The organism is Alkalinema sp. FACHB-956 (assembly GCF_014697025.1).
Lineage (GTDB): Bacteria > Cyanobacteriota > Cyanobacteriia > Leptolyngbyales > Leptolyngbyaceae > Alkalinema.
This window is the reverse complement of sequence record NZ_JACJRC010000027.1, coordinates 24,819-48,950: the sequence shown is the minus strand read 5'-3', so window position 1 is coordinate 48,950 and position 24,132 is coordinate 24,819. Positions and strand designations below refer to the sequence as shown.

General features: G+C 49.5%; 24 protein-coding genes. 16 read left to right on the top strand and 8 right to left on the bottom strand.

Annotated features, from left to right (window positions below; genetic code table 11):
• Positions 1-256 precede the first annotated feature (256 nt).
• Entirely contained in the window at positions 257-1,702 is a 1,446-nt protein-coding gene (locus tag H6G21_RS20895; RefSeq protein ID WP_277875321.1) for a M50 family metallopeptidase, read from the top strand.
• A gap of 108 nt (positions 1,703-1,810) precedes the next feature.
• Here H6G21_RS20895 and H6G21_RS20890 read toward each other — a convergent pair whose 3' ends face one another.
• The 5 genes from H6G21_RS20890 to H6G21_RS20870 all read right to left on the bottom strand — a co-directional run bounded on the left by H6G21_RS20890 (position 1,811) and on the right by H6G21_RS20870 (position 5,507).
• Positions 1,811-2,599, bottom strand: a complete 789-nt coding sequence (locus H6G21_RS20890; protein ID WP_190575551.1) for an SRPBCC family protein — start codon at positions 2,597-2,599, stop codon at positions 1,811-1,813.
• Between the two features lie 187 nt (positions 2,600-2,786).
• Positions 2,787-3,134 carry a thioredoxin domain-containing protein gene (locus H6G21_RS20885; RefSeq protein WP_190575549.1) on the bottom strand — a complete coding sequence of 116 codons (348 nt, stop codon included), beginning with the start codon at positions 3,132-3,134 and terminating at the stop codon, positions 2,787-2,789.
• A gap of 105 nt (positions 3,135-3,239) precedes the next feature.
• The gene (locus H6G21_RS20880) at positions 3,240-4,091 is read right to left on the bottom strand and encodes a cytochrome c biogenesis CcdA family protein (RefSeq protein ID WP_190575546.1); all 852 of its coding nucleotides are present in this window, start codon (positions 4,089-4,091) and stop codon (positions 3,240-3,242) included.
• A gap of 128 nt (positions 4,092-4,219) precedes the next feature.
• Complete coding sequence (locus H6G21_RS20875; protein ID WP_190575544.1) at positions 4,220-4,846, bottom strand: thioredoxin family protein; 627 nt, start codon at positions 4,844-4,846, stop codon at positions 4,220-4,222.
• A 172-nt stretch (positions 4,847-5,018) separates the two neighbouring features.
• Entirely contained in the window at positions 5,019-5,507 is a 489-nt protein-coding gene (locus H6G21_RS20870; protein WP_190575542.1) for a thioredoxin family protein, read from the bottom strand.
• Positions 5,508-5,906: 399 nt separating this feature from the next.
• On the opposite strand from H6G21_RS20870, the gene H6G21_RS20865 reads away from it, so the two are divergent.
• Positions 5,907-6,518, top strand: coding sequence for a cupin (locus H6G21_RS20865; RefSeq protein WP_190575540.1), 612 nt, complete (start codon positions 5,907-5,909; stop codon positions 6,516-6,518).
• Positions 6,519-6,615: 97 nt separating this feature from the next.
• On the top strand, positions 6,616-8,058 hold the full coding sequence (locus H6G21_RS20860) for a HAMP domain-containing sensor histidine kinase (RefSeq protein WP_242041980.1): 1,443 nt from the start codon (positions 6,616-6,618) through the stop codon (positions 8,056-8,058).
• Between the two features lie 44 nt (positions 8,059-8,102).
• Here the strand turns inward: H6G21_RS20860 and H6G21_RS20855 are convergent, their stop codons facing one another.
• Entirely contained in the window at positions 8,103-9,275 is a 1,173-nt protein-coding gene (locus H6G21_RS20855) for an RNA-guided endonuclease TnpB family protein (RefSeq protein WP_190575536.1), read from the bottom strand.
• 113 nt (positions 9,276-9,388) lie between these two features.
• On the opposite strand from H6G21_RS20855, the gene H6G21_RS20850 reads away from it, so the two are divergent.
• Positions 9,389-10,069, top strand: a complete 681-nt coding sequence (locus H6G21_RS20850; RefSeq protein ID WP_190575535.1) for a response regulator transcription factor — start codon at positions 9,389-9,391, stop codon at positions 10,067-10,069.
• A gap of 20 nt (positions 10,070-10,089) precedes the next feature.
• Here H6G21_RS20850 and nrtS read toward each other — a convergent pair whose 3' ends face one another.
• A complete protein-coding gene (nrtS, locus tag H6G21_RS20845) occupies positions 10,090-10,311 on the bottom strand; it encodes a nitrate/nitrite transporter NrtS (RefSeq protein ID WP_190575533.1) in 222 nt (73 codons plus the stop codon).
• 253 nt (positions 10,312-10,564) lie between these two features.
• On the opposite strand from nrtS, the gene H6G21_RS20840 reads away from it, so the two are divergent.
• From H6G21_RS20840 to H6G21_RS20795, 10 genes are all read left to right on the top strand, one after another.
• The gene (locus H6G21_RS20840; protein WP_190575531.1) at positions 10,565-12,070 is read left to right on the top strand and encodes a mercuric reductase; all 1,506 of its coding nucleotides are present in this window, start codon (positions 10,565-10,567) and stop codon (positions 12,068-12,070) included.
• Positions 12,071-12,224: 154 nt separating this feature from the next.
• Positions 12,225-14,006 carry a glycosyltransferase family 39 protein gene (locus H6G21_RS20835; protein WP_190575529.1) on the top strand — a complete coding sequence of 594 codons (1,782 nt, stop codon included), beginning with the start codon at positions 12,225-12,227 and terminating at the stop codon, positions 14,004-14,006.
• Positions 14,007-14,592: 586 nt separating this feature from the next.
• Positions 14,593-15,789, top strand: a complete 1,197-nt coding sequence (locus H6G21_RS20830; protein ID WP_190575527.1) for an agmatinase family protein — start codon at positions 14,593-14,595, stop codon at positions 15,787-15,789.
• A 29-nt stretch (positions 15,790-15,818) separates the two neighbouring features.
• On the top strand, positions 15,819-16,184 hold the full coding sequence (gene hypA / locus H6G21_RS20825; RefSeq protein WP_190575525.1) for a hydrogenase maturation nickel metallochaperone HypA: 366 nt from the start codon (positions 15,819-15,821) through the stop codon (positions 16,182-16,184).
• Between the two features lie 15 nt (positions 16,185-16,199).
• Entirely contained in the window at positions 16,200-16,985 is a 786-nt protein-coding gene (hypB, locus tag H6G21_RS20820; protein WP_190575523.1) for a hydrogenase nickel incorporation protein HypB, read from the top strand.
• Between the two features lie 47 nt (positions 16,986-17,032).
• Complete coding sequence (locus H6G21_RS20815) at positions 17,033-17,845, top strand: ABC transporter ATP-binding protein (protein ID WP_190575521.1); 813 nt, start codon at positions 17,033-17,035, stop codon at positions 17,843-17,845.
• Positions 17,846-17,949: 104 nt separating this feature from the next.
• On the top strand, positions 17,950-18,969 hold the full coding sequence (locus H6G21_RS20810; RefSeq protein ID WP_242041979.1) for an ABC transporter substrate-binding protein: 1,020 nt from the start codon (positions 17,950-17,952) through the stop codon (positions 18,967-18,969).
• A 135-nt stretch (positions 18,970-19,104) separates the two neighbouring features.
• The gene (gene glnT, locus H6G21_RS20805) at positions 19,105-20,466 is read left to right on the top strand and encodes a type III glutamate--ammonia ligase (protein WP_190575519.1); all 1,362 of its coding nucleotides are present in this window, start codon (positions 19,105-19,107) and stop codon (positions 20,464-20,466) included.
• Positions 20,467-20,481: 15 nt separating this feature from the next.
• Complete coding sequence (locus tag H6G21_RS20800; RefSeq protein ID WP_190575517.1) at positions 20,482-21,336, top strand: ABC transporter permease; 855 nt, start codon at positions 20,482-20,484, stop codon at positions 21,334-21,336.
• A 168-nt stretch (positions 21,337-21,504) separates the two neighbouring features.
• Positions 21,505-22,164, top strand: coding sequence for a Uma2 family endonuclease (locus H6G21_RS20795; protein ID WP_190575514.1), 660 nt, complete (start codon positions 21,505-21,507; stop codon positions 22,162-22,164).
• Between the two features lie 44 nt (positions 22,165-22,208).
• Here the strand turns inward: H6G21_RS20795 and H6G21_RS20790 are convergent, their stop codons facing one another.
• A complete protein-coding gene (locus H6G21_RS20790) occupies positions 22,209-22,436 on the bottom strand; it encodes a hypothetical protein (RefSeq protein ID WP_190575512.1) in 228 nt (75 codons plus the stop codon).
• A gap of 674 nt (positions 22,437-23,110) precedes the next feature.
• On the opposite strand from H6G21_RS20790, the gene petJ reads away from it, so the two are divergent.
• Positions 23,111-23,506: a cytochrome c6 PetJ gene (petJ, locus tag H6G21_RS20785; protein ID WP_190575510.1), complete on the top strand. Its 396-nt coding sequence runs from the start codon at positions 23,111-23,113 to the stop codon at positions 23,504-23,506.
• 51 nt (positions 23,507-23,557) lie between these two features.
• Positions 23,558-24,022: a hypothetical protein gene (locus H6G21_RS20780; protein WP_190575508.1), complete on the top strand. Its 465-nt coding sequence runs from the start codon at positions 23,558-23,560 to the stop codon at positions 24,020-24,022.
• The last annotated feature ends 110 nt before the right edge of the window (positions 24,023-24,132 follow it).

Here is a 24,132-nt window from a genome sequence, read left to right as displayed (position 1 = left end):
TGAACAAATTGGGGCTGCAAAATTAGCTGATCAATTCTAGCGGTTTTAGGAAATCCTCACTAGCCCAAACCGCAAATTTGCTGTGAACTAAAATTGATCAATGACCTAGGTTGGAAATCCGCTGTATACAGAAGTCGTCATACAGAAGTCATCACACAGAAGTCATCATACAGAAGTCGTCAGCAGGATTAAAGGTCGTTAGTTCGATTGTCGATCGCAATGATTGAAGCCCTAATATTACAAATCCGGTATCCCAATGCACCAGATTTCAATCCCCGCAATCAATCCTAGTTTAAAAATTGCATCTTTGAAAATTGCATCCAGGTTAAGCAACTGGTTGTGGATACCGGCGATCGCTGGATTTGTTCTTGTACTATTTCAATTTGGTCATCGGTCTCCACTCATTTGGGTCTTGGCTAATTTTCTACTATTTCAAGTCATGATTTTCTTGATGACCATCCCCCATGAGTTAGGCCATGCCATGACTGCGCATTTGGTAGGAATGCAGGTCAGTAAAATTGTGATTGGAACCGGCAAAACCCGCTGGACATTTCAGTTTCTAGGTTTTCCTTGGGAAATTAAAACGATCTTGACTGGGGGAATTACGCTTCTTTCTAACAAATCGATTCCCTTTTATCGATCGCGACTTTTTCTGGTCATTCTAGCAGGGCCGTTAGCCAATGCCGTAATGATTTTCAGCTTGATGCAATTTCCACAGACGATCGTGCTGAAAAATATTAGTAATACTCTACTCTTTCCAGGACTCATATTTTATATCGCTAACGCTGTGATTGTTGTTGGCAATTTATTTCCAACCTATTCCAATATTGACGGTGTTAAGGTTCCCACAGATGGCATGCAACTCCTCAGCATTCCATTTCTATCCCAGGCGGACGTGAAGAAGCAGGTCGCCTTAGCCCATGTCATGGATGGCCAAGCATGGGAACGCCGAGGGCAGTATAATCCAGCGATCGATTGCTTTACCCAAGCCCTGACCCATGATCCCCATTGCGTCCACGCTTACCAGAGCTTAGGGTTGGCTTATCACAACCAGGGTGATTATCCCACAGCAATTCAGCACTATAATCAAGCGATCGATCTTGACCCTCAAAATGCTATTTTTTATTTTCTCCGGGGGGTGACCTATACATTTTGGCGGAGAACTGAACCCCAATATTGCCATCACGCCCTGGAAGACTTTAACCAAGCCATTCGGATTAATTCGAATATCGATACTTTCTACTTCTTGCGGGCAGCTCTCAATAGCTATGTGGGCCAGATTGAGCAAGCGATCGACGATTTCACCCAGGTTATTCACCTCAATCCCAGCACCAATGCCTATTACAATCGTGGAGCTATATACTACCAATCCCAAAATTACTCCGCTGCCTTAGAAGATTTCGATCGTGCTATTAAGCTGGATCAGCAAAACTTATCGGCTTATTATGGAAGGGCTAATGCGAAATATGATCTCCACGATACTACTGGTGCATTGCGAGACTTTCAACAAACCAATTCTCTCAGCAGATCTGCTAGCATTAATCAACAGGATGAGCATGGTTTTTACTTCAAAGGTTTGGCCCTCAGTCGGCTGGGCGATCGGGCTAGTGCTCTGCAAGAGTTACAAACCTCAGAACGACTGTGTCTTGAGCAGGGCAATACCCAGCTATTGCAAGTCATCAAAGCATCCATAGACTTTTAGAAGCGGTAAAAACTTAGAAGCAGTAGAAACTTAGAAACGGTAGAAACATTGTCAAGTTGAGAACGAGCAAGCTAATACGTTCTAGGTCAGTTCTAGGTCAATTCTAGGTCAACAGAACTGTTGTAGCAGTCGAGCGATCGCGTACCCCCTAGCCTGCGGCACCAATGTAGGACTCTGCTCTAGGGCATCACTCGCCATGCGTTGGATGATGGTCGGAAAATCACGATCCGCCTGAAAAGCCAACAATGGTAGGACGATCGGAGTCAGCCATTTTTGTTTAGGTACCAATTCCCACCACACCCTCACCTGAGAGCCATGCCGGGTTGGAAAGACTTCCCATCCCCCCTGCATCGTTTTTGCTGGAAAGGGAAAATCTGGTTCTTCTGATAAAAACCGAACCTTAAAGCCACGACCATCATTAAACTCAGTACATTGCTCCGACCACCTTTTGCCTGTGTGATCTTCACACATCCGCACTGCCCCAATTCCAGGCGATCGCCCATCTAAAATCACAGAATTCTTTAGAGAAGGCATATAGTTTTTGATGGCTCCAAGCCTACTCACAACTTGCCACATTACATCGGCTGGAGCATTGGTTTCAACCAGGATGCAATGTCGATATTGCGCCTTGCCCTGAACTTGGTGTGCCTTGGCGATCGCCCAAACCTGCCAAAGGCCCAACATCAAAACAACCCCAGCCACGGCCATGACCCAGATCTGTCCTGATCGAGAAAGAACATCCGGAAACAGGCCCAGAAGCATCACACTACCCAACACCCAGAGGAAATCCGCCCCACTGGCATAGAGAGCCCGCCAAGTTGCCATCCGACGGCCAGTAGATTGGTGTAGCAAATCAACCGCAAAAACCGTTAATCCAACACCAACTGCGAGGAACATAGGCGAAACTTGCACCCCGAGCCAATAACTGACCCACGACGGACATAAAAATATGAGTGCAGCACAACTCAGGGAAAAAAGAGCATTTGCTGCAAGCGCAAACCGTAAAAATACTGTGGTAGTCATGTAGATTTCCTTCTGCTGCTAAGCTGTGAACCCAAGATTGGACTGTGATTGCCAACCAATCTCAAGCAGATAACATCTTCTGAACGGCATCTGCGTAGACCTTTTTCGGCTTTAACCCTACAATTCGTTCAACTACGATGGATTGTTTAAAGACCACCACTGTAGGTGCACTCCGTACACCCAATTCCATGGCAAATTCAGGATCCTCTGTCATATCAATCGTGACCAAATGCAGCTTGCCAGCATAATCAGTAACAAGCTTTTCTAACACTGGGGCTAAGGTTTCGCAAGAAGGACAATGGGGAGCCACAAATTTCACCAAAATCGGATTTTCGGATACCTGTTGCAATTGGGTCAGGTCGTTGAGTCCTTTACCCAAAATTGTGCTGGTTGACAAAGCTTCTGACATAATGACTTCTCGTGAAAGAATTGAGTGAATGGATAGCAAGTCAATGGATGGAATGGGAAACGATGCCGCAGATAAAGCCGCAAGAGGGTCGTGTTCAGCGATCCTCTAACCTCCCATAAACCAGCGAGTGCCCGTGAACAGGTAATAGGCTCCTGTCATCATCAACGCCACACTGCCAAAGCGAATAATGGCCTCGGAATGCTTGAGTAACTGATTACTTTGTTTTGCCAGCCCGGTAAACAGACTTGCCAGGAAAATCAGCATGGTGTAACCCAGGGCATAACTTACCATGGTCAACGTTCCTAAAATCTGAGAACCCGTTGCAGCCGCAGCAGCGAGCACTGCAAATAAGACTGGACTAGCGCAGGGAGAACTCACTAAAGCAAAGGTCAAACCTACCCCATAGGGCCCCGCATGGGGCAGACTTATATTCATTGCGGGTAAAGGCAGCGTGACAACCCCCATCAGCCAAAGCCCCATCACAGCCATAATCAGCCCGACAACAACGTTGATATAGCCTCGATACTCCACCATAACGGCTCCGGCAAAGGAGGAGACTAAACCAAACAAACTCAAAATTGTGACGGCTCCTAAAACAAACAAACCCGCTTTGATGAAGGCATCCCAACGGGACTTGATTTTCAGGGTGCCGATATAGCTGAGATTGACGGGAAGGAGTGCCAGAATGCAAGGAGAGACGCTGGCAAGTACGCCTCCTACAAAGGCTAATGGCAAGAGTACCATAGGATTCGCTGTGTCCTGTTGTACAAACCATTGTTGGTAACGGTTTTCGACGATCGAAATCACTCGCTCGATCGGATGACTAAGGACGGGGCCTAGCGTCAGCACCAGAATTAACGCCAGGACGCCCAACCCGCCATAAATGAACCATTTGTTAGGTGCTTTAGAACGTCGTGGCGCAATCGGATCGTTCGATGACTGAGGAATGGGTGCCATAAGAGTTTCGGTGTCCTTAGATCGTTCTTAGAGGTTCTTTAATTTGGAGTACTGAGGTTGCGATCAAAAAAGCCGATTGGGTAAGCGAGATCGAACCACCTCGATCGAGCAACCTCGGCTACACCCGTCTATTGCTTCAGAGCCGCATCGAGAACTGAGGTATAGTCTGCAAGATTGGCATTATTACGATGTTGGGCCAAAATCTCGCCAGTCGCTGGATTGACAATGGTTAATGAACCCGTCTGAGCCTTATTCATTTCCAAAAATTGACTCAAACCCAGCTTCTTCGCCGTTGCTTCAGCTTCGCTGGTGGTTGATTTATCGCTCACATCGAGTACAACAAAATGTACCTTCCCGTCATAGTCTTTTTTCAGTTGAGACAAGGTAGGGGCAATATTTTTGCAAGCAGGACACCAGGTTGCGAATACATCAACAACAACCGGTTTGCCCTGAAGTTCTTGCGCGAGAGGTGCGCCCACAGATTTTGCTTTAGCTGCGCAGGGATTCGGCTTGGCTGCACAGGGATTCGACTTGGCTGCACAGGGATTCGACTTGGCTGCACAGGGATTCGACTTGGCTGCGCAGGGATTCGGCTTGGCTGCACAGGGATTCGACTTGGCTGCACAGGGGTTGCTTGCCACTTCAGCGGTTGGGCTAGAGGGGGCTTGAGAGGTTGTGGAACCGGAACAACCCGCGATCGCGCCAAAACTCAATAGTGATACAACGGCAAGTAGAGCAAAATAATGAATCTTCATGTTTAATCTCCCTTGAATCAATTTAAATCTGGGTAGGATTAGCCCATTACTCAAATTTGGACAGAGTCGGCTCGCTATAGCAATCCTACGAATGATCAACAGACAGACAAGCAGGGCGCTTGATCCAGCTTTCAGCCTCGACTAAGCTGCCTATAAGATTGCCATCGATCCATTACCTTTGAGAAATTGCAGCATTCAGTACAGCAGTGTAAACAGACTTGTTAGGATTATTGCGATGCTGCGCTAGAATATTTCCTGTTGCCGGATCAATGATCGTAACCGTTCCCGTTTGTGACTTATTTGCATTGAAAAACTGACCCAGACCGAGTTGTTTAGCTTGCGCTTCCGCTTGTCTCGTTTTGGATTTGTCGCTAACATCTAAGACCACAAAATGCACCTTGCCAGCATATTCTTTTTTCAGTTGAGACAAGGTAGGAGCAATATTTGAACAGGCAGGACACCAGCTTGCGTAAATATCAACAACCACTGGCTTGCCGTGTAGTTGCTTGGCGAGAGAACCACCAACATTCCCTTGCTTGGCAGAACGGAGAGTTTGGGCGATCGCGGGACTTGGTAATGCCGTGGTTACAGCGACAAGTGAAACTGTCACAACCAAACTACTGAGACCTAGACTAAGCCATAAACCTGAATTCTGACGCATGGATTACCTCAAATTGCTAGAGTAAACGCGAACAACAAACAGCCAAGCTTAAGGATTCAGCGGGGCTTCCACCCACTCAAGCTGCTGACATTGACATTGAATCCTGGCAAAATGAGTGACAGATGAAGATTAGATGGATACGGAATAAAATCTGAAAATTGGCTGAGTTGGAGAAGGCGGCAAGATGCTGCTCGAATCAGAGTTGCATTTTCAGCAAAAATTCATCTGGACATCAGCCAACAATCATCTCAATGCCGGAGCTTGTGCATAGGACAACCTCCAAGGTTATGCATCCAACTGCTGATGCAGGCCCTCAATTCCCGAATATCTGCTAGCCATACTATCGTTGAAATAATCTACTTTGAAATAATCCACGTTAAAGTAATCCATGCAGCCTTTATGACAGAACAGGACTGGTTTGTGACCAATGAAGGGCAATGTGAGGCTTGGGACGTCATCAGCCAGTCTGAGACTTTGCCCCAACCTTACCGACTCTATCGATTTTTGACTGATTTGGAAGACATTCTCGCCACGGTTTCTGATGATCGATTACGCCTCCAGGCCATCTGTCCTCTCGTTCGCACGCTGTTGAACAGTTCTTCTTGGCTCACATTCACTGCCCTTCAGCCCGATCCTAAAACTGGTTGGAACGTATTGATGTTGTATGACGAACCATTGTTTCCCCTGACCGTGCAATTGGTGAGTTGGGCACCGGGCATCACTTCACCGATTCATAATCATGCCACTTGGGGCTTAGTCGCCTTACTGAGCGGCCAAGAGAATAATACTGTTTGGCAGCGTTCTCCCACCCCAGAATTGCCCGATCGCATCCAACCCGTCACAAATCGCGTGTTGGCACCCGGTGACATTCTGTGCTTTATGCCCGAAGCTATCCATCAGGTAGAGGCGATCGGCGACCAGCCCACAATCAGCTTCAATCTATATGGCGAAACAAACTATAACCAGCGCTTCGAGTTTGATCCGCTTCAGGGAACTGCCACGACCTTTTAGCGGCGACTGCCCCCTCAACCATCATCTAACCCAACCATCTAACCCAACCATTTAACCCAACCATCTAAGTACTATGCCTCGTTTCCTGAGATCGATCATGCTTCAGTTCAGGAGTCCGCACATTACACCCTCTTCCTTACAATTTCGTTTAACGCTAGAACTGATTGGACTTTCGATTTTGGGTTTGGGTGGCATCGCACTGGGGGCTGGCTGGCAAATGGAACAAAATTTAGTGGCAGCCCATAAGCAGACGCTGGAATATATTGCCATGCGCTTTCCTGATCAAATTCAGCTTTACAGTGAAATGGGACAGCTGGAAATGGGACTGGAACGCACGGTTGATAAAGTCTCGACACCAGGGTTAGCCGTTTGGGTAAAAAGTGATGATGGTAAATTACTCGTACGATCGCCAAATTTAGACGCAACTTCCCCAGAGATTCACCGGGTAGATGCCCTGGCTGCCGTACCGGAAACGCCACAAGTTGTCCGGTTTGGGCATCGGGATATTGTGTTGTGCGGTAGTCCCCTCCTGTTAAACGGAAAGTCTCTGGGTAAGTTATATCTCTCCCAAGATATCACAGAGGATTACCAAAAACTGAATGTAGGATTATGGCGATTGTTCTTCGTCAGTATGTTAACAATCGTGCTGTTAATTGTTGCAATTTCACTCCGAATTCGCAAGGCAATGCATCCCCTAGAACAAATGAGTCAGGTTGCTAGTGCGGTTTCTGCGGATGATTTAAATGGCGCAAAACTCCAATTAAACCAAGCCCCCGACGAAGTTCTAGGATTGGCACGGGCGTTTAATGAAATGTTATTTCGCCTATCAGAATCCTGGGAACACCAACGGCAGTTTGTCGGTAATGTTTCCCATGAGTTACGCACACCCCTGACTGTTGTCGCGGGTTATCTACAAAGTTTGCTGCGTCGGGGCGATAACTTGAGCAGCTATCAGCAACAAGCTTTGGCAACGGCAGCGGCAGAAACTGAACGGATGATTCGGATGTTACAAGATTTACTCGATCTCGCTCGTGCCGATAGCGGCAATCTACATTTTCGGTTGAATCCTATCATCTTGAATACATTAGTCGCCGAGATCGCAGACATGAGCCAGAAGGTCAGCAATCGCCCCATTAATCTGCTGATTAGCGAAGAAGACATCGTAATCTGTGGTGACCAGGATCGATTACAGCAAATATTGATCAATCTAGTCGATAATGCTATCAAGTATTCGGCACCGGATCAGCCTGTAGATCTTGTGCTGGAGAAAACCGATCGCCATGCTTTAGTGCATATTCGAGATCGGGGGATTGGCATTCCCTTACCCCATCAGCAGCGAATTTTTGAGCGATTCTACCGAGTGGATGAGTCTATGACTCGTTCTCGGGATGGCACAGGATTGGGGTTGGCGATCGCGAAAAGCCTGATTGAAGGGATGAACGGTCGCATCACCCTTCGCTCTAAACCCGGAGAAGGCAGCACATTTACCCTGATCCTACCGCTATGGTCTTATCCCGTTGAACACCAACCTAGCCTTTGACATCCTCCCTACCCCGCTTGCGCTGAGGGTAGGGATTCCAAGAATCACTTCTTAGACCTTTCTGCTTCATAGCAACCGCCATCAGACTTATGCCTTTCCGGTCTTACGTTCGCTCCACAGACTTTCACCGCAAGCCCTGCGGCAAGAATGTTATTTGCAGCGTTAATGTCCCGGTCATGGTGCGTTCCACAGTTGGGGCAATCCCATTCCCGAATGTTCAACGGCAATGTCTCAACGATATGTCCACAATTGCCACACCGCTTAGAACTCGGAAACCATCGGTCAATCTTGACCAGCGTGCGACCATACCAATCACACTTGTATTCAAGCTGCCTGACCAACTCTCCCCAGCTTGCATCGCTGATCGAAAGTGCGAGTTTCCGGTTCTTAATCATGTTCTTCACCGCCAAATCCTCGACCGCAATCGTTTGGTTTTCGCGTACCAATCGAGTTGTCAGCTTGTGAAGGAAGTCCTTTCGTGCATCGCTAATTTCTTGATGCACTTTAGCGACTTTCAGACGTGCCTTATGGCGATTGCGCGACCCTTTTTGCTTCCGTGCCAACGCTTTCTGGGCTTTTTTAAGCTTTCGACGTTTCGCATTGAAGCCTTTGGGATTGGCAATCTTCTCTCCATTGCTCAGAGCAACCAAACTAGTTACTCCCAAATCAATCCCGATTTGATTCGAGGATTGGGGCAATGGTTCGATTTCAACATCCACCAACAGAGCAACTGTCCATCGTCCGGCAGGCGAAAGCTTCACCGTAATCGTCGATGGAATTGCGCCTTCAGGGAGTTCTCGACTCCAACGGATAGCCAAGGGTTCAGAACACTTAGCAAGGTAAACTTGCCCGTCTTTCCACTTGAACGCAGACTTCGTAAACTCTGCACTCCCACCGTTTCGTTTCTTTTTAAAGGTGGGGTATTTTGCCCGTCCTTCAAAGAAGTTGCTAAACGCTTTCTGAAGATGTCTCAATCCCTGTTGCAACGGGACACAGCTAACCTCATTCAAAAACTGGAGGTCATCTTGTTTTTTCCACTCGGTCAACATTGCCGAAGTATCGCTGTAACCGACTCGTTTCTTTTCGCTATACCAAGCCTCAGTCCTGATTGCCAAAGCGCGGTTATAGACCAAACGAGTACAGCCCATCGTGCGTCTCAGCAAGGTTTCTTGCTCAGGCGTGGGATAAAAGCGATACTTGAAGGCTTTCTGTGTCATGCCTCACATTATAGCGCTTATTCTGTGAGACGTCTAAGAGATTGGCGCTACTGCGCCGCTCCTATCCCTCCCTACACCGCTTCGCTGAGTGTAGGGTCTCTCGGAGGTTCCCGATGAATGAACACATTCTCGTCGTTGAAGATGATCCAAAATTAGCCGAATTCATCCAAATTGAATTGGGTCTAGAAGGCTATCAGGTAACCGTTGCTACCAACGGAATAGAGGGATTGGCGATCGCCCGAGAGGCCAAACCCGACTTAGTCATTCTCGACTGGATGTTGCCGGGAATTTCCGGTTTAGATGTCTGCTTACGACTCCGAAACACTGGAATCCAGGTACCGATCGTGATGTTGACCGCGAAGGATGAAATCCCCGATCGAGTGATGGGTCTCAATGCAGGAGCTGATGATTATGTCACTAAACCCTTTAGCATTGAGGAATTGCTAGCCAGGGTCAAAGCGCGCCTACGCCGCAACCATCCAGCAGAAACAGAAATGTTAGTCTTTGAAGACTTGACACTCAATCGACTCACCCGCGAAGTTTATCGCAACCGTCAGCTCATTGAATTAACCGCCAAGGAATTTGATTTATTGGAATTTATGCTTCGCCATTCTCGGCAGGTCATCACTCGCGATCAAATTCTTGAGACAGTGTGGGGCTATGACTTTATGGGAGAATCTAATATTATTGATGTTTATATTCGAGCCTTGCGGATTAAGTTAGAAGCTAACAATCCCAAACGTTTATTACATACCGTTCGAGGAGTTGGTTATGTATTACGCGAATATGCTTAAATCATTGAATCTTTAGAGCCTTATTTCCGGGATGCACTCACAAATTGTCCATGAACATTCACCATATAGGGAACACAGTAGGTCAAAATTGCCGAAAGCCAACGATCTCGAGTCATCTGTCCTTTAATTAGGGCATTCCCATGGTTGATTAACAATAGCATCGTCCCAACAATCAAAGCCACTCTGAAGGCAGTGGGTGCAAGTTTTCGATTGAACAAACCACTTAAAAAAATCTTCAGCATGCTAGCAACCACTCTAATTTCTGTGCTAAAACCATGCCGTGTATTGTACCCTAGGGTTCTATCAATCAACTGCTACTAGTTAACTAAAAAGTTGACTAAAAAGGTTTAAAAATCAAATGGTTTTGCGCATGAAACAATACCCCGAACAGCTAGATTCAACCACCCCGGCCCCCCAAGCCTTGCTGATGGCACTGTGTCAGCATCACTCGCATTGCTAAATTTCCCCTTAACTAAAGCATTACCGCATCCTCCTATGAATCCCCTCGATCGTTATAATCAACACTTAATCCAACAAGTTCATCCACCGGATTGGGTGAATCCCACACCCAAAACAGAATACGATCTCGTGGTCATTGGGGCGGGAACAGCCGGATTAGTGATTTCGGCTGGCAGTGCGGGCTTAGGCATTGGCTTAAAAATTGCGCTGATTGAGCGGGAATACATGGGCGGGGATTGCCTGAATGTGGGTTGTGTCCCCTCGAAGTGTTTGATTAGATCGGCCCGTGCCGCCTATGAAGCCCAAGCATCTTCTCAGTTGGGTGTGACCGCTGAAGCAACGCAGATTGACTTTGGAAGAGTGATGGAGCGGATGCGGCAAGTGCGATCGGGCATTAGCCATCACGATTCCGCCCAGCGATTTCAGGATTTAGGGGTTGACGTATTTTTCGGTGAAGCAAAATTTGTCGATCGCCATAGCATTGCCGTTAACGATCAAAGCCTCACCTTCAAAAAAGCGGCGATCGCGTCCGGTGCCCGTGCGGTGCGACCCGATATACCGGGGTTAGACGCAGCAGGCTATCTAACCAATGAAACCGTTTTTTCCTTAACCGAATGTCCCAAACGGCTGGCGGTGATTGGGGGCGGACCGATCGGGTGTGAATTGGCCCAGGCATTCCATCGTCTCGGGTCTGAGGTCACACTGATCCATAAAAACGATCATCTCCTGGATAAAGAAGACCCCGATGCCGCCGCGATCGTCCAAAATCAATTCCAAGTCGAAAATTTAGCGTTCCATCTCAATGCCGAGCTGCAAAGCGTGGAAACCACAGCCGATGGGAAAACACTGACAATCAAAACACCCCAAGGGAATCAAACCCTCATCGTAGATGAAATTTTGATTGGCACGGGGCGGCAACCCAATGTAGACAGTTTGAATTTAGACGCGATCGGCATTGACTACCATCCTCGCAAAGGCATTACCGTCAACGACTATTTGCAAACCAGCCAGCCCCATATTTACGCAGCGGGGGACTGTTGCATGGACTGGAAATTTACCCATGCCGCTGATTTTGCTGCCCGCATTGTGATTAAAAATGCCTTCTTTTCACCCTTTGGACTGAGTAAATCCAAACTCAGCGATCTCACCATGCCTTGGGTGACCTACACCAGCCCAGAAATTGCCCATGTCGGACTGTACGAACAGGAGACTCAACAACCCACAACCACCATTATGATTCCCATGGATAGCGTCGATCGGGCGCTGACGGATGGCGAAACCGAAGGATTTGTGAAAATCCTCCTGCGTCAAGGAAGTGATGAAATTTTAGGAGCGACGATCGTGTCCAGCCATGCCGGTGAAATGATTAGTGAAATTACTACGGCAATGGTAGGGAAAATCGGTTTAGGAAAACTAGCGAGTGTCATTCACCCCTATCCCACCCAAGCCGATGCGATTCGGAAGGCAGCAGATGCCTATCGTCGGACATTGTTGACCGATCGTGCACGATCGCTTCTGAAGGTTCTGACAAAATTCAGCTAGAACCTATGCCTTGCTACCATTCCTATTGTGACTAACAGGACTAGGAATGGGTCTGGATGCCCCTTTGAGATTCTGCATATTCTACCGTTACGCTTGACGGTAAGATATTTCAACGATCTCTTTGGAACACGGCACTTGGTTAGGTAGAATTTGCATGGCTCAGAGCACCTCAAAACAATTGGCCTTCCCCCTCACCCAACACCCTAGATTGGTTGCCCTTCGCCCCTACCTACTGCTGCTGCTCTGGGTTCTCCCCCTCCTCCTCCTCCAAAGTGGCCAACAAAGCCTCATGGCCCATGATGAAGGGATTTACGCCGCCCAAGCTAAGCACATTTTAGAGACTGGAAATTGGCTCCTGCCTAAATGGGGCAATGACCTGAGCTTCGATCGCACGATCGGGATTCAATGGCTCATCGCTGGCTGTTATCGCCTCTTGGGGATGACGGAAACGGCGGTTCGATTGCCCAGCACGATCGCCTTTATTGGAACCACCTTACTTCTCTATCGCATTGGGACTCGGTTACTAACACCATTCATGGCCAGCTTAGGGGCGGCCATTTTTGTCGTGACACCGCTTGCATTGCAATATGCCAAACTAGGTACTCAAGACAGCGTTTTAGTTTTTATTGAAGTGCTGGCAATCTGGGCCATGTTGGAAGCTGAGCCTGCAATTACACCAACTAGTGAGACTACACCATCCGTCGATCGATCGGTAGAAATCTCCACAAACCTCTCCTCCACAAATCTCTCAACTGTTACAGAACCGTCCCAATCCTCCTCGCCCCAAACTTCGGGAAACTCACCCTGGTTGTTACTGACCGGAGCTGCGTTTGGATGGGGCTTTCTGATTAAGGGCTTTATGATTATTCCCGCCACGATCTCGCTGTTACCTTACCTGATCGGAGCCAATCGCAACCATCGTCATTTATCCAATCCTTGGCTTTATGGGGGCTTTATTCTAGGGTTAATCCCCGTTGTCAGTTGGCTGGGTATAACCTATGCGAATTATGGTGGTTGGATTTTTGAGCAACTGTTTGGCAAGCTTTTCCATCTAAAACAGCAAACTTACCAAGGTGCAGGCCCCCTTTATTATTTTTGGAATATTCCTGCTAATGGCTTTCCCTGGGTCTTTTTTGGACTCATCGGCATTGCCCTAAGTGTTGTCAATAATACTTATAAAACCTTACTGAACCATCGCTGGCTGTTACTCGTAGGATTTCCTGTAACGCTCTTTGTAGAACTCAATCTCTTTGGGACTAAAACCCAATACTATCCCCTACAACTCTTTCCTTGGATTGCAATATTTGCCGCGATCGCTCTCAATCACTTTGTCGCCCACTATTTACACGATCGCCGATCGCAACTTCTCGGCTACCTCAGTCGTGCCTTCTGGGGATTGGGCCTTATTCTGCTGCTGCTCAGTGTAACGGTTTTAGCAGGGGTGATCAGGCTAGAAGTTGACCATATTCAAACGATCGCCACGGCTACCGCCATCCTGGGGCTAGGGTGGCTGTTTCCCTGGCTCGTCTGGCAGCGCCGATCGATCACCCAGCAGGCTACCTTGGTCAAACATTGGCTGGCTAGTGTTCTCCTGGCTCCTTGGCTAGCCCTGTCTTTCATCTTTGCAACAGGACTCTGGGGCAACTATGAAGCTAGTCTGAAATCTTTTTTGGAGCAACCTAATGTCGCACAAATTCTCCAGCAGCAAACCATTAATTTTGTCGCTAATGAGGAGCCGCTGAGTCGGCGCGATCGGAAACGCTATCTCCTGCTCAGTGTCTACACCCCCCAAGTCGGCCAACACAGCCCAGAAATTGCAGCCCTTGGGCCAACGGCATTTGCATGGCTCGATCCCAACCAACCCCTTCCTAACGGCACCCAAGTGCTAGCCACCTATGAAGGCTGGAAACTGGTCCAGAGATCGGACAATCTGTAATAACACGCTCTCTATTGAAAAGATATACATCCACCCCATCATTCGCTCATTTGGTTAATTTCAATACAATTCTCCCTGAGAACTTGATCGATGATTAACCCACTACGAATTTATACGGAAGTAGCTTGGTTAAATTTTGACTGCAATCTTTTCAAAGTTCAACCCGCTAGTTTTCTGTCTACAAATTCGCTGGATCTATCAAAGACAATGTTTACAAAGACAGTGTTTAGTCCCCGCCGATTGCAACAAGCCGATGTTAGGGTTGCTCAGTGAGTCGTGACTGCGCTTCAGTGAGTAATCTATGGATTGTTGTCATCAGCAAACTAAACTGGCACGGAAGACAATTCATAGCCTCTAGGGTTCCGGCAGAGATCGTTCAACGCCCACTCGTTCAACGGGAGATCGTTTAACGGTCACTGTGACTGGTCCAAGAGAGGCAAACCAGCATCGGGACTGGATGCAGCCCAAACTGGTCACACGGCGGGAAAAAAGCCCGGGAGAAGAAAGTTCTAGGTTGTCACTGAAGATGGCACTTAGAGCCTCATATTCCGGGCTTTTCCAGTCTAATTCTCGTTTGGGTACCAATATGAGCGACAATCCACTCTTTCAAACCCCGGGTCAGCCTCCTAGGCAGAATGGTCGAGAAGCCAGTCACGGGTTAGAACGAGAAGCCCAACTGCCATTAACGGGTTGGCAGCAGGAAGTCTCCCAAGGGCTGGAATACGGCCTCGAAGCCGCCGATAGCATTCGCGATCGCACCATTTCCACCTTTTCGCGCGGAGAACTGCCCCACTTCGCGGGAATTAACACCTTCCTCAAAGCGCCCTATTTAGAAGATGTGCGCAAGGTGGGCGAGTACGATGTGGCGATCGTTGGCGTTCCCCACGACTCCGGTACCACCTACCGTCCCGGCACCCGCTTCGGCCCCCAAGGGATTCGCCGCATTTCCGCTCTTTACACCCCCTATAACTTTGAATTCGGGGTTGATTTACGGGAACAGATCACCCTCTGCGACGTGGGCGACATTTTTACCATTCCCGCTAACAACGAAAAATCCTTCGATCAAATTTCCAAAGGCATTGCCCATATCTTTAGTTCCGGTGCTTTCCCAATCATTCTCGGCGGTGATCACTCGATCGGGTTTCCCACCGTGCGGGGGGTGTGCCGTCACCTCGGCGATAAGAAAGTCGGCATCATCCACTTCGATCGCCACGTAGACACCCAGGAAACGGATTTGGATGAACGGATGCACACCTGTCCCTGGTTCCACGCCACGAACATGGCCAATGCTCCGGCGAAAAATCTAGTGCAACTGGGCATTGGTGGTTGGCAGGTTCCCCGCCAGGGTGTGAAGGTGTGCCGCGAGCGATCGACCAACATCCTAACGGTAACGGACATTACCGAAATCGGGATTGATGCGGCGGCAGAATTTGCCCTAGAGCGCGCCTTAGATGGAACCGATTGTGTCTACATCAGCTTTGACATTGACTGCATTGATGCTGGATTTGTCCCCGGAACCGGCTGGCCGGAACCCGGTGGGCTGCTCCCCCGCGAAGCCCTGGCGCTGCTGGGCAAAATCATCCAGCGAGCCCCCGTTTGTGGCTTGGAAATTGTGGAAGTTTCTCCCCCCTACGACATCAGCGACATGACTTCTTTGATGGCGACTCGCGTGATCTGCGATGCCATGGCTCACTTAGTGCTCTCTGGTCAACTGCCCCGCAAGGAAAAACCCGCCTACATCCACCCCGAAGCCAACATGGCGGTTGATCAAGCTTGGAGCTAAAACTGGCAGCTAAAACTGGGAGTTAAACCATGCACGAAACTGACATGACACGGGCACTGCTCAATACGATCAGCGACTGGTGGGACGCCCAACCCGATCGCCCGGTGATTGAAAAAATCCACCTCATCGTGGGGCAGTTTACCTGTGTCGAGCCGGTCAGTTTGCAGTTTGCCTTCGAGGTACAAACCCGCGATACCTTTCTGCAAGGAGCCGAACTGGTGATCCAGGAGACGCCCCTGATTGCCTACTGCCATGCCTGTCAGCAGGAATATCGTCCGGAGTACGGTCTTCAGTACGCCTGCCCCACCTGCCACGCCCCCATGGAAGACATCCGTTCTGGCCGAGAACTGAAGATCGATCGAATTGAATACAGCCCCCAACCTGCAACACGTTGAGTTGACTAACCTACCATGCACCAAACCTTTGACGCCGCCTTGGGAATTAACCTGCTCCACGCCAACCAAGCGGGAGCCAACCACAACCGTGAACATTTTGATGAATGGGGGATTACTTGCCTCAACATCATGAGCAGTCCCGGTGCAGGTAAAACCGCATTACTAGAAAAAACCCTGGCTACGCTGTCGGAAGAACTCAAAATCGCGGTGATTGAAGGCGATATGACGACGGAGTTAGACGCCGATCGCCTGCGCCAGTACAACGTTCCCGTGATTGCCATTAACACGGGGCGTTCCTGCCATCTGGATTCCAAAATGGTGGCTGGCGGCCTGCACCAATTCGTCCATAATTACAATCCGGAAGAATTTGATTTAGTGCTGGTGGAAAATGTTGGCAACTTGGTTTGTCCCGCTGAGTTTGAAGTGGGGGAACATGGCAAGGTTGCCCTGCTCAGCGTCACCGAGGGCGAGGATAAGCCGCTGAAATATCCAGTGATGTTCCAGGAAGCGGATTGCTTACTGATCACCAAACTGGATCTCGCCCCCTATGTCGATGTCAATATTGACCAAATCATTGCCAATGTCCGGCAAATGAATCCAACTGTAACGATTATTCCCGTCTCTGCGAAAACGGGGGAAGGGCTAGATCAGTGGTTTGATTGGGTGCGCCAATGCCAGCGATCGCACGCTCAGTCATTATCCCAGTCGTTACCCTCACAACCATCCCATGCTCATTCCGATTCGCACTCCCATTCCCATGTCCATGCCCACGCTCATTCAGCCGTTTTAGAGCAGGTGTAATTCCGGTTGCAGGCAGGTTACGCTAACAACTGTTTTGGGTCTCCTCCATGATGACAGAATATGCTCCGCCGATTTCCCGCAATGACACGATCGCGAAACTCTCCGTGCAACAGGTCTGCAAACACTACAAGAGCCGGGGCAAAGCGGCGGATAATGCCGTCACCGTTTTGGATGACATTAACTTCTCCATTCAACCCCGTGAATTAATTTGCCTTGTAGGTTCCTCCGGTTGTGGAAAATCCACGCTCCTGAATATCATTGCAGGGCTGACCCCGCCCTCCTCCGGCGAAGTATATGTCGATGGCCAAGTGGTTACAGGACGACCGGGGTCCGATCGGGGTATGGTTTTTCAAGGGTATACCCTCTATCCTTGGTTAACCGTGGCGCAAAATGTGGCCTTTGGGTTGAAACTGCGCAAAATCCCCAAGGCTGAGCAGCGGGAACGGGTGCAGTATTTTCTAGAGGTTGTCGGACTGAGTGATTACACCCATGCCTATCCGAAGCAACTGTCGGGTGGGATGAAACAGCGCGTCGCGATCGCCCGTGCCCTCGCCAATGAACCAGCCTTGCTGTTAATGGATGAACCCTTTGGTGCGTTGGATGCCCAAACCAAGGAACAAATGCAGCAGTTTTTGCTAGAGCTGTGGGAGAAAACCCATGTGACGATTTTGATGATTACCCATGATGTGGAGGAAGCGATTTACCTAGCGCAACGGGTCTACGTCATGCGAGCCCGTCCCGGCAGAATTCACGCGGAAATTCCAGTGCCTTTTCCGGAACATCGTGAATTAGACATCAAACTTTCCAGCGATTTTGTTCGCATTAAACGGCAAGTCCTCCAGGCTTTACGGGATGATTAAGCACGCAGCCCAGCGATCGACGGCGTTAATTCCGTACATCCGTAACCTAGCCTGTCATTTTTTACACCTGTCCTATTGATTAAGCACCTCTTGGATCAGTAGCCATGATTAAATTTTTGCCATCTCCGCTTTCCAAAGCTTGGTCACTTTCCAAAGCTTGGTCAATGGTGGGCCTAGCGTTGGCTTCTCTCTTTCTCACCGTTGCCTGTGCAGGGCAAAACGCCAACCAACCGGCTCCCCTGGTTTCCGGAACGAACAACTGGGTCGGCTATACCGGGCACCACATTGCCGTGGGCAAAGGCTTTTTTAAGGAACAAAAGGTCAATGTCCAAGACGTTTTCTTCACCAGTGAAAGCGATCAGCAGACGGCTTTTCTCGCTAAAAAGCTCGACATTGCTTGGTTTACCTCCGGGACGGCTGTTCAAGTTGCCGCTAAGGATCCCAGTGCAAAGATCGTCTATCTGATTGATTATTCCAATGGGGGCGATGGCATTATTGGTCGCGGCATTAAATCGCCCCAGGATGCCAAAGGCAAAACGATCGCGCGGGAAGATATCCTGTTTGAAAAGGTGTTGCTGCGAGCCTACTTAAACAAAGGGGGCTTGACGGAAAATGATGTCAGCATTAAAAGTATGCCCGCTGCCGATGCTGCCACTGCCTTTGCTGGGAAACAAGTGGATATCGCTGTGAGCTATGAACCCTACCTGCGCAAGGCGGCCCAACAGGGCGGAGGGGAAGTGATTTTCTCAACGGAGAACACAAACTTGATCGCTGACGTGGTGATGGTGCATGGCAATATTTTGCAGGAGCGTAAAGCCGATCTACAAGCCTATTTCAAAGCCGTTGACCAAGCCGTGAAACTGGCGGTAGCAGCCGATCCCGAAGCCATGAAGATCACTGGGGAAAAGCTGGGAATTTCTGGGGATGAAGTGAAGGAGCAATTGAAACTGCTCAAGTTATTTGATGTGGAGGGCAATAAGACGGTGGGTTTCAATCCAGCCAATCCGCAAAACATTAAAGGTAATTTAGAACTCAACGCCAAGGCGGCCTACGATTTCAAAATGATTCCCAGTCCGTTGCAAGCGGATCAACTCTACGACGATTCGATCGTGAAATCACTGTGAAATCATTTGTAAAATCATTTCTGAAGTTATTTCTGAATGATTCTGCAAATCTCTTAGAGAATCTCCTTACCAATTTGCTAGAAAACCTTTCGGTCAATTCATTTGTGTTTCCTTGGACTCGGAGTGATCATCACCATGGCTGAAACCCTTACTCCAGAACTGCAAACCCTGAAATCCTCCCTAGAAGCAAAGGGCGTCAAGTATGCCCTAGCCAGTTTTGTCGATCTCCATGGTATGTGCAAAGCCAAAGCGGTGCCCCTGTCTCACCTGGGACAAATGATGGCGGGGTCGGAACTGTTCACGGGTGCAGCCTTGGATGGGGTGCCCCAGGATGTGAGTGATGAGGAAGTTTCTGCCCGACCCGATCCCCAATCTGCGACCATTCTGCCGTGGAATCCGGAGGTCGCTTGGTTCGCGAGTGATCTCTATCTGAAAGGCCAACCCTTTGCTGCTTGCTGTCGAGGTATTCTGAAATCCGTGCTGGATGATGCGGCTCGCATGGGATTTACGTTTAATTTGGGAATTGAAACGGAGTTTTTTATTCTCAAGGAAACCCCTGAGGGTGAGGTGATTCCCGTCAGCGATCGCGATACCTTGGCCAAACCCTGTTATGACCTGCAAGGCTTGCTGGATAACTACACCTGGGTGACGGAAATCGTGGAGGCGATGAATCAACTGGGCTGGGATGTCTATTCCTTTGACCATGAGGATGCCAACGGTCAGTTTGAAACGGATTTTGCCTACTGCGATGCGTTGCAAATGAGCGATCGCATTACGTTTTTTCGCTTGATGGTTAAGGAGATTGCCCGCAAGCATGGCTACTTTGCCACGTTTATGCCCAAACCCTTTGGCAATCGTTCTGGCAGCGGTGCCCACTACAATATGTCCCTCGCAGACATCAACACGGGGGAGAATCTTTTTTACAACGCAGACGATCCACGGGGTTGTCAGCTATCGCCATTGGGCTATCAATTCATTGCGGGCATCCTGCGCCACGCCCCTGCCATCTGTGCGGTGATTGCGCCGACGGTCAATAGTTACAAACGACTGGTGGCGCGGGGCAGTATGTCGGGCTTTACCTGGGCTCCGGTCTACATGTGCTATGGCAATAACAACCGTACCAATATGCTGCGCATTCCCCTAGCAGGCGGGCGGGTGGAATGCCGAGCGGCGGATATTTCCAGCAATCTTTACCTAGGGGCGGCCATGCTGTTGGCGGCGGGTTTGGAGGGGATTCGGGAGCAACTTGATCCCGGTGAACCCCATACGGAAAACATGTATACCCATTCGTTGGAAACCCTGGCCCAGATGGGGATTCATTGTCTACCGCGCACCTTGGGCGAGGCGATCGCGGCTTTTGCTCAGGATCCCCTCAGCCAAAAAGTTATGGGGGATTTGATGTACCAATCCTATGTGGACTACAAAACCCAGGAATGGCAAGAGTATCACAATCACATTTCTGATTGGGAACGGCAACGCTATTTAAAGTTTTTCTAACTGGAGACTCTCACCATGGTTACCCTCACCCCGATCGCGCAAAATAGCACGCCCCGAGAACATACCTATTTACAGCCCTCCGTGTTCTGGAGCATTCGTCAGGGCTTTCCCAAACGATTGTCGCTGCTAATTGTGACGCTGGCGCTGGCTGTGCCGTTGCTGGCTTGGGCGATCGTCAGTTATGCCGGATTGGTGCCGCCGATGTTTCTGCCGACACCAACGGCAGTGCTGCAAGCGGGGATGACCATGTTTGCAGAAAATAATTTACTTGTGGATGTGTTGGCGAGTAGTGGTCGGGTTTTGGCGGGGTTTCTGGTGGCGGCGCTGATTGGGGTGCCGATGGGCATTGCCATGGGGACGTTCTACAGCATGGATAGCTTGTTTGCCCCGATCGTGGGTACGGTGCGTTACATGCCCGTGACGGCGTTTGTTCCTCTGATTATTATCTGGCTGGGGTTGGGGGAGGCTTCTAAGGTATTAATCATTATGTTGGGGGTGGTGTTGTACAACGCCATCATGATTGCGGATGCGGTTAAGTTTATTCCCAATGACATGATCAATGTGGCCTATACGTTAGGTGGCAGTCGTCGAGATGTTTTATTGCAGGTGATTATTCCAGCGGCGTTTCCCAGTGTGTTGGATACTTTGCGGGTGAATATTTCGGGGGCTTGGAATTTCCTGGTGATTGCGGAGTTGGTGGCGGCGCAGAGTGGCCTTGGGTTCAAGATTATTCAGGCACAACGGTTTCTGCAAACGGATAAGGTGTTGTTTTGCATTATTTTGATTGGTTTGATTGGTTTGGTGATTGACTACGGGTTGAAGTCTCTCTCGCAGAAGCTCACGCCTTGGGCTGATCAAACGCGACATTAAGCATTTCAGCGATCGCGTTCAGCAAAAACTCAACGCTCCCAAAACACCATAAACCCCATCTCGATCGCCCTTCCTGCAATCTGTTGGGCCAACGCGCGATCGGGGTACGTTCGATCGGGCACCTTCTACAATGATAGAACTGAGATAGGCCGCCAACGAGATTCCCCCATGGTCAACCTCCTGCCCACTCCACCCCATCCCATTCCAGACACCTGGGTCACCACAACCTGGGAAGCTTTTCTCACCGCTTCAGAAAACGCAGAACAGAACAAAACCCGCTGCTACTACGATTCCGGCTGGATGAGGATCGAAACCATAGGCGTTGGATCGGGCCACAGTCAAGACAACACCCTCCTGTCCCAAGTCGTCAGCTTCTACGGTCTCGTCAAAAATCTCCCCGTCAAAAGCTTCACCAACGGCAGCTTTCGTCGCACCGGAGAACAGGAATGTCAGCCAGATCTCGCCTTCTACCTCGGAACCGCCATTCCCAACCCCTTTCCCCCAAAAAACACCGAAGTCATTGAAGTCGATCGTTATGGTGCCCCCACCCTGGTGATCGAAATTGCATCCACCAGCTTGAACGACGATCTAGGACGTAAGCGATTACTGTATGAACGATTAGGCGTTGCTGAATATTGGATCGTTGACGTTTTAGGTAGAATCATTTTTGCATTCACGATCGCCGATCGGGGTAGTCGGCAAATCCAAGTCTCACAGGTGCTACCCGGCTTATCCTTCAGCACGATCGAATCGGCCCTCCAGCGCAACCAAACTGAAGACGACACTGAAGTGAGTCGTTGGCTCATGCAGGAATTCACCGCGATCTAGCCCAAAAACCGGGATTTTCAAAAAATCCCGGTTTTTAAATCGACTTACTCGGTCACCCGATCGCGTTCCATCATGCTGATGTATTTCCAATCGGAGCCGAGAACTGGAATCGGTGGACTCCAACGAATCCGCTCACAAAACCGTACCACTTGCAGTTGGTTGATCGTGGTTTGGATCTCTTCGCGGGTGCCGAGCAGGTAGATTTGGAAGGGTCTGCGGGAATCGTCGATCGAAGTTTCTGGGCGATCGCTGCCGCCAAAGCCAGTAAACATGGGATTTCTCCTAACTGAGGTGATGGGAGGAAATCCCAAAAATTAAGACCACCCTTTTGCGCAGGACAAGTAGGGTGGCCCGATCGAATGTTAAAATCCGTGTCAGACCGCCTAGCTGCCGAGTACAGCTTCGGGGTTTAGCTGCCTTACGTTGTTGGAAGCAACTGGGGCAGCGCCTTAATTTTTGGGGTCTTAGCTGATGCGATGCCCTTACGGGCGGTCTGCAACCGGTCTGCAACCAACGGGACTTAACACACACGGTTGCACTTCAGCTATGAAAAACAAGACTACGAAGAAACCCCAACTCTGTCAACTGTACAGAGATAGTTTGTAATATCGATTCAGAAAACTCCACAACTGGAACCCCAAAAGCTCTGAATCCAATCAGCCCTGAATCCAATGCAAAACATCGATCGACCCTGTAACCGCAATCGATCGACTCTTTCTCGACTTGCAATGGCTCAAACGCCCCATCCCAACAACAAGGCTACAGCCCGAACCTTAAGCAGTCCTGAATTCTGCCATCTGTTCTGCCATCTATCTTGAGCCTCATCTGTGGTGGTGTGCTTTTGCAGGTTGGATAATATCTGACAGTGGTGAGTTAGGCCGATCGATGGTTTTTCCGATCGCCTAATGGCCATGATGACCAACCTCTCCGTAAGGGATTCCACCCCATGCCCAAACTCCTGCCTGTCAACCGCTGGATCGCGCCCCTACGACCATTCCTGACGCCCCTGGGCATAACCCCGATTCTGCTGTGCCTGTTGATCCTGTGCCTGTGGATAGGCATTGCAACGCCCGCCCTCGCGATCGATCTTGACCAAGGCCAACAGGTCTTTTCCCTACACTGTGCTGGCTGCCACGAGGGGGGCGGCAACATTGTTCGGCGGGGCAAGACGCTGAAACTGAAAGCACTGGAGAAGAATCAAGTCGCCACCCTTGACGCTGTTATTGCCTTGGTGACGAATGGAAAGGCTAACATGTCCGCCTACGCCGATCGCCTGACTCCAGAGGAAATTGAGAATGTGGCAGCCTATGTCTTAGATCAGGCTCAAAAAAACTGGAAGTGATTACAATAAATACTCCTGCCAACTAAATTCTTCATCTTTGCCGCCCATCCAATGTCCCAAGAAATTGTCCAGTGGCTGAACGAAATTAAAGATCTCAAACAACAAATCGCCGACCTCCAGCAAACGCTGGCGGAGGTCACCGCTAGTGCTGACAAGTGGCGACAGTTGTACGAAACCGAAGCCCAACAGCGGCGACAGGATGTCACAGCGATGCAGGCACGAATCACCCACTTGCAAACGGAAATCGCTCAATTTCAGGCGGGGGCTGCGATCGGTTTGCCATCAGGAAATCTCCCCGGCTCAGAGACCCTAGCCCCGCTCTCCCCCGACCAAAGCGATGGCTTTGTCAGTATGGAAGACCTCAAAATCAAACTGGCTAAAGTCTGGTCAGAGCGTGAACAACTGACCCAAGCCCTCAAAGAAGAACAGGCTGCCCACGATCGCACCCGCAAGGACATGACCCTCGCCCTCGCCGATGCCATGGATACGCTGCGGAAAATGAGAGGTGCCGACTGAATGGTCGGCTGAAGTGCCGACTCCCATCAACTCGCTGGGCTCATGGGGGCGCACGATCGTAGGCAAGTTAAATCTGGCCCTCAAACAAACCTGGCCCTCAAACAAACAGG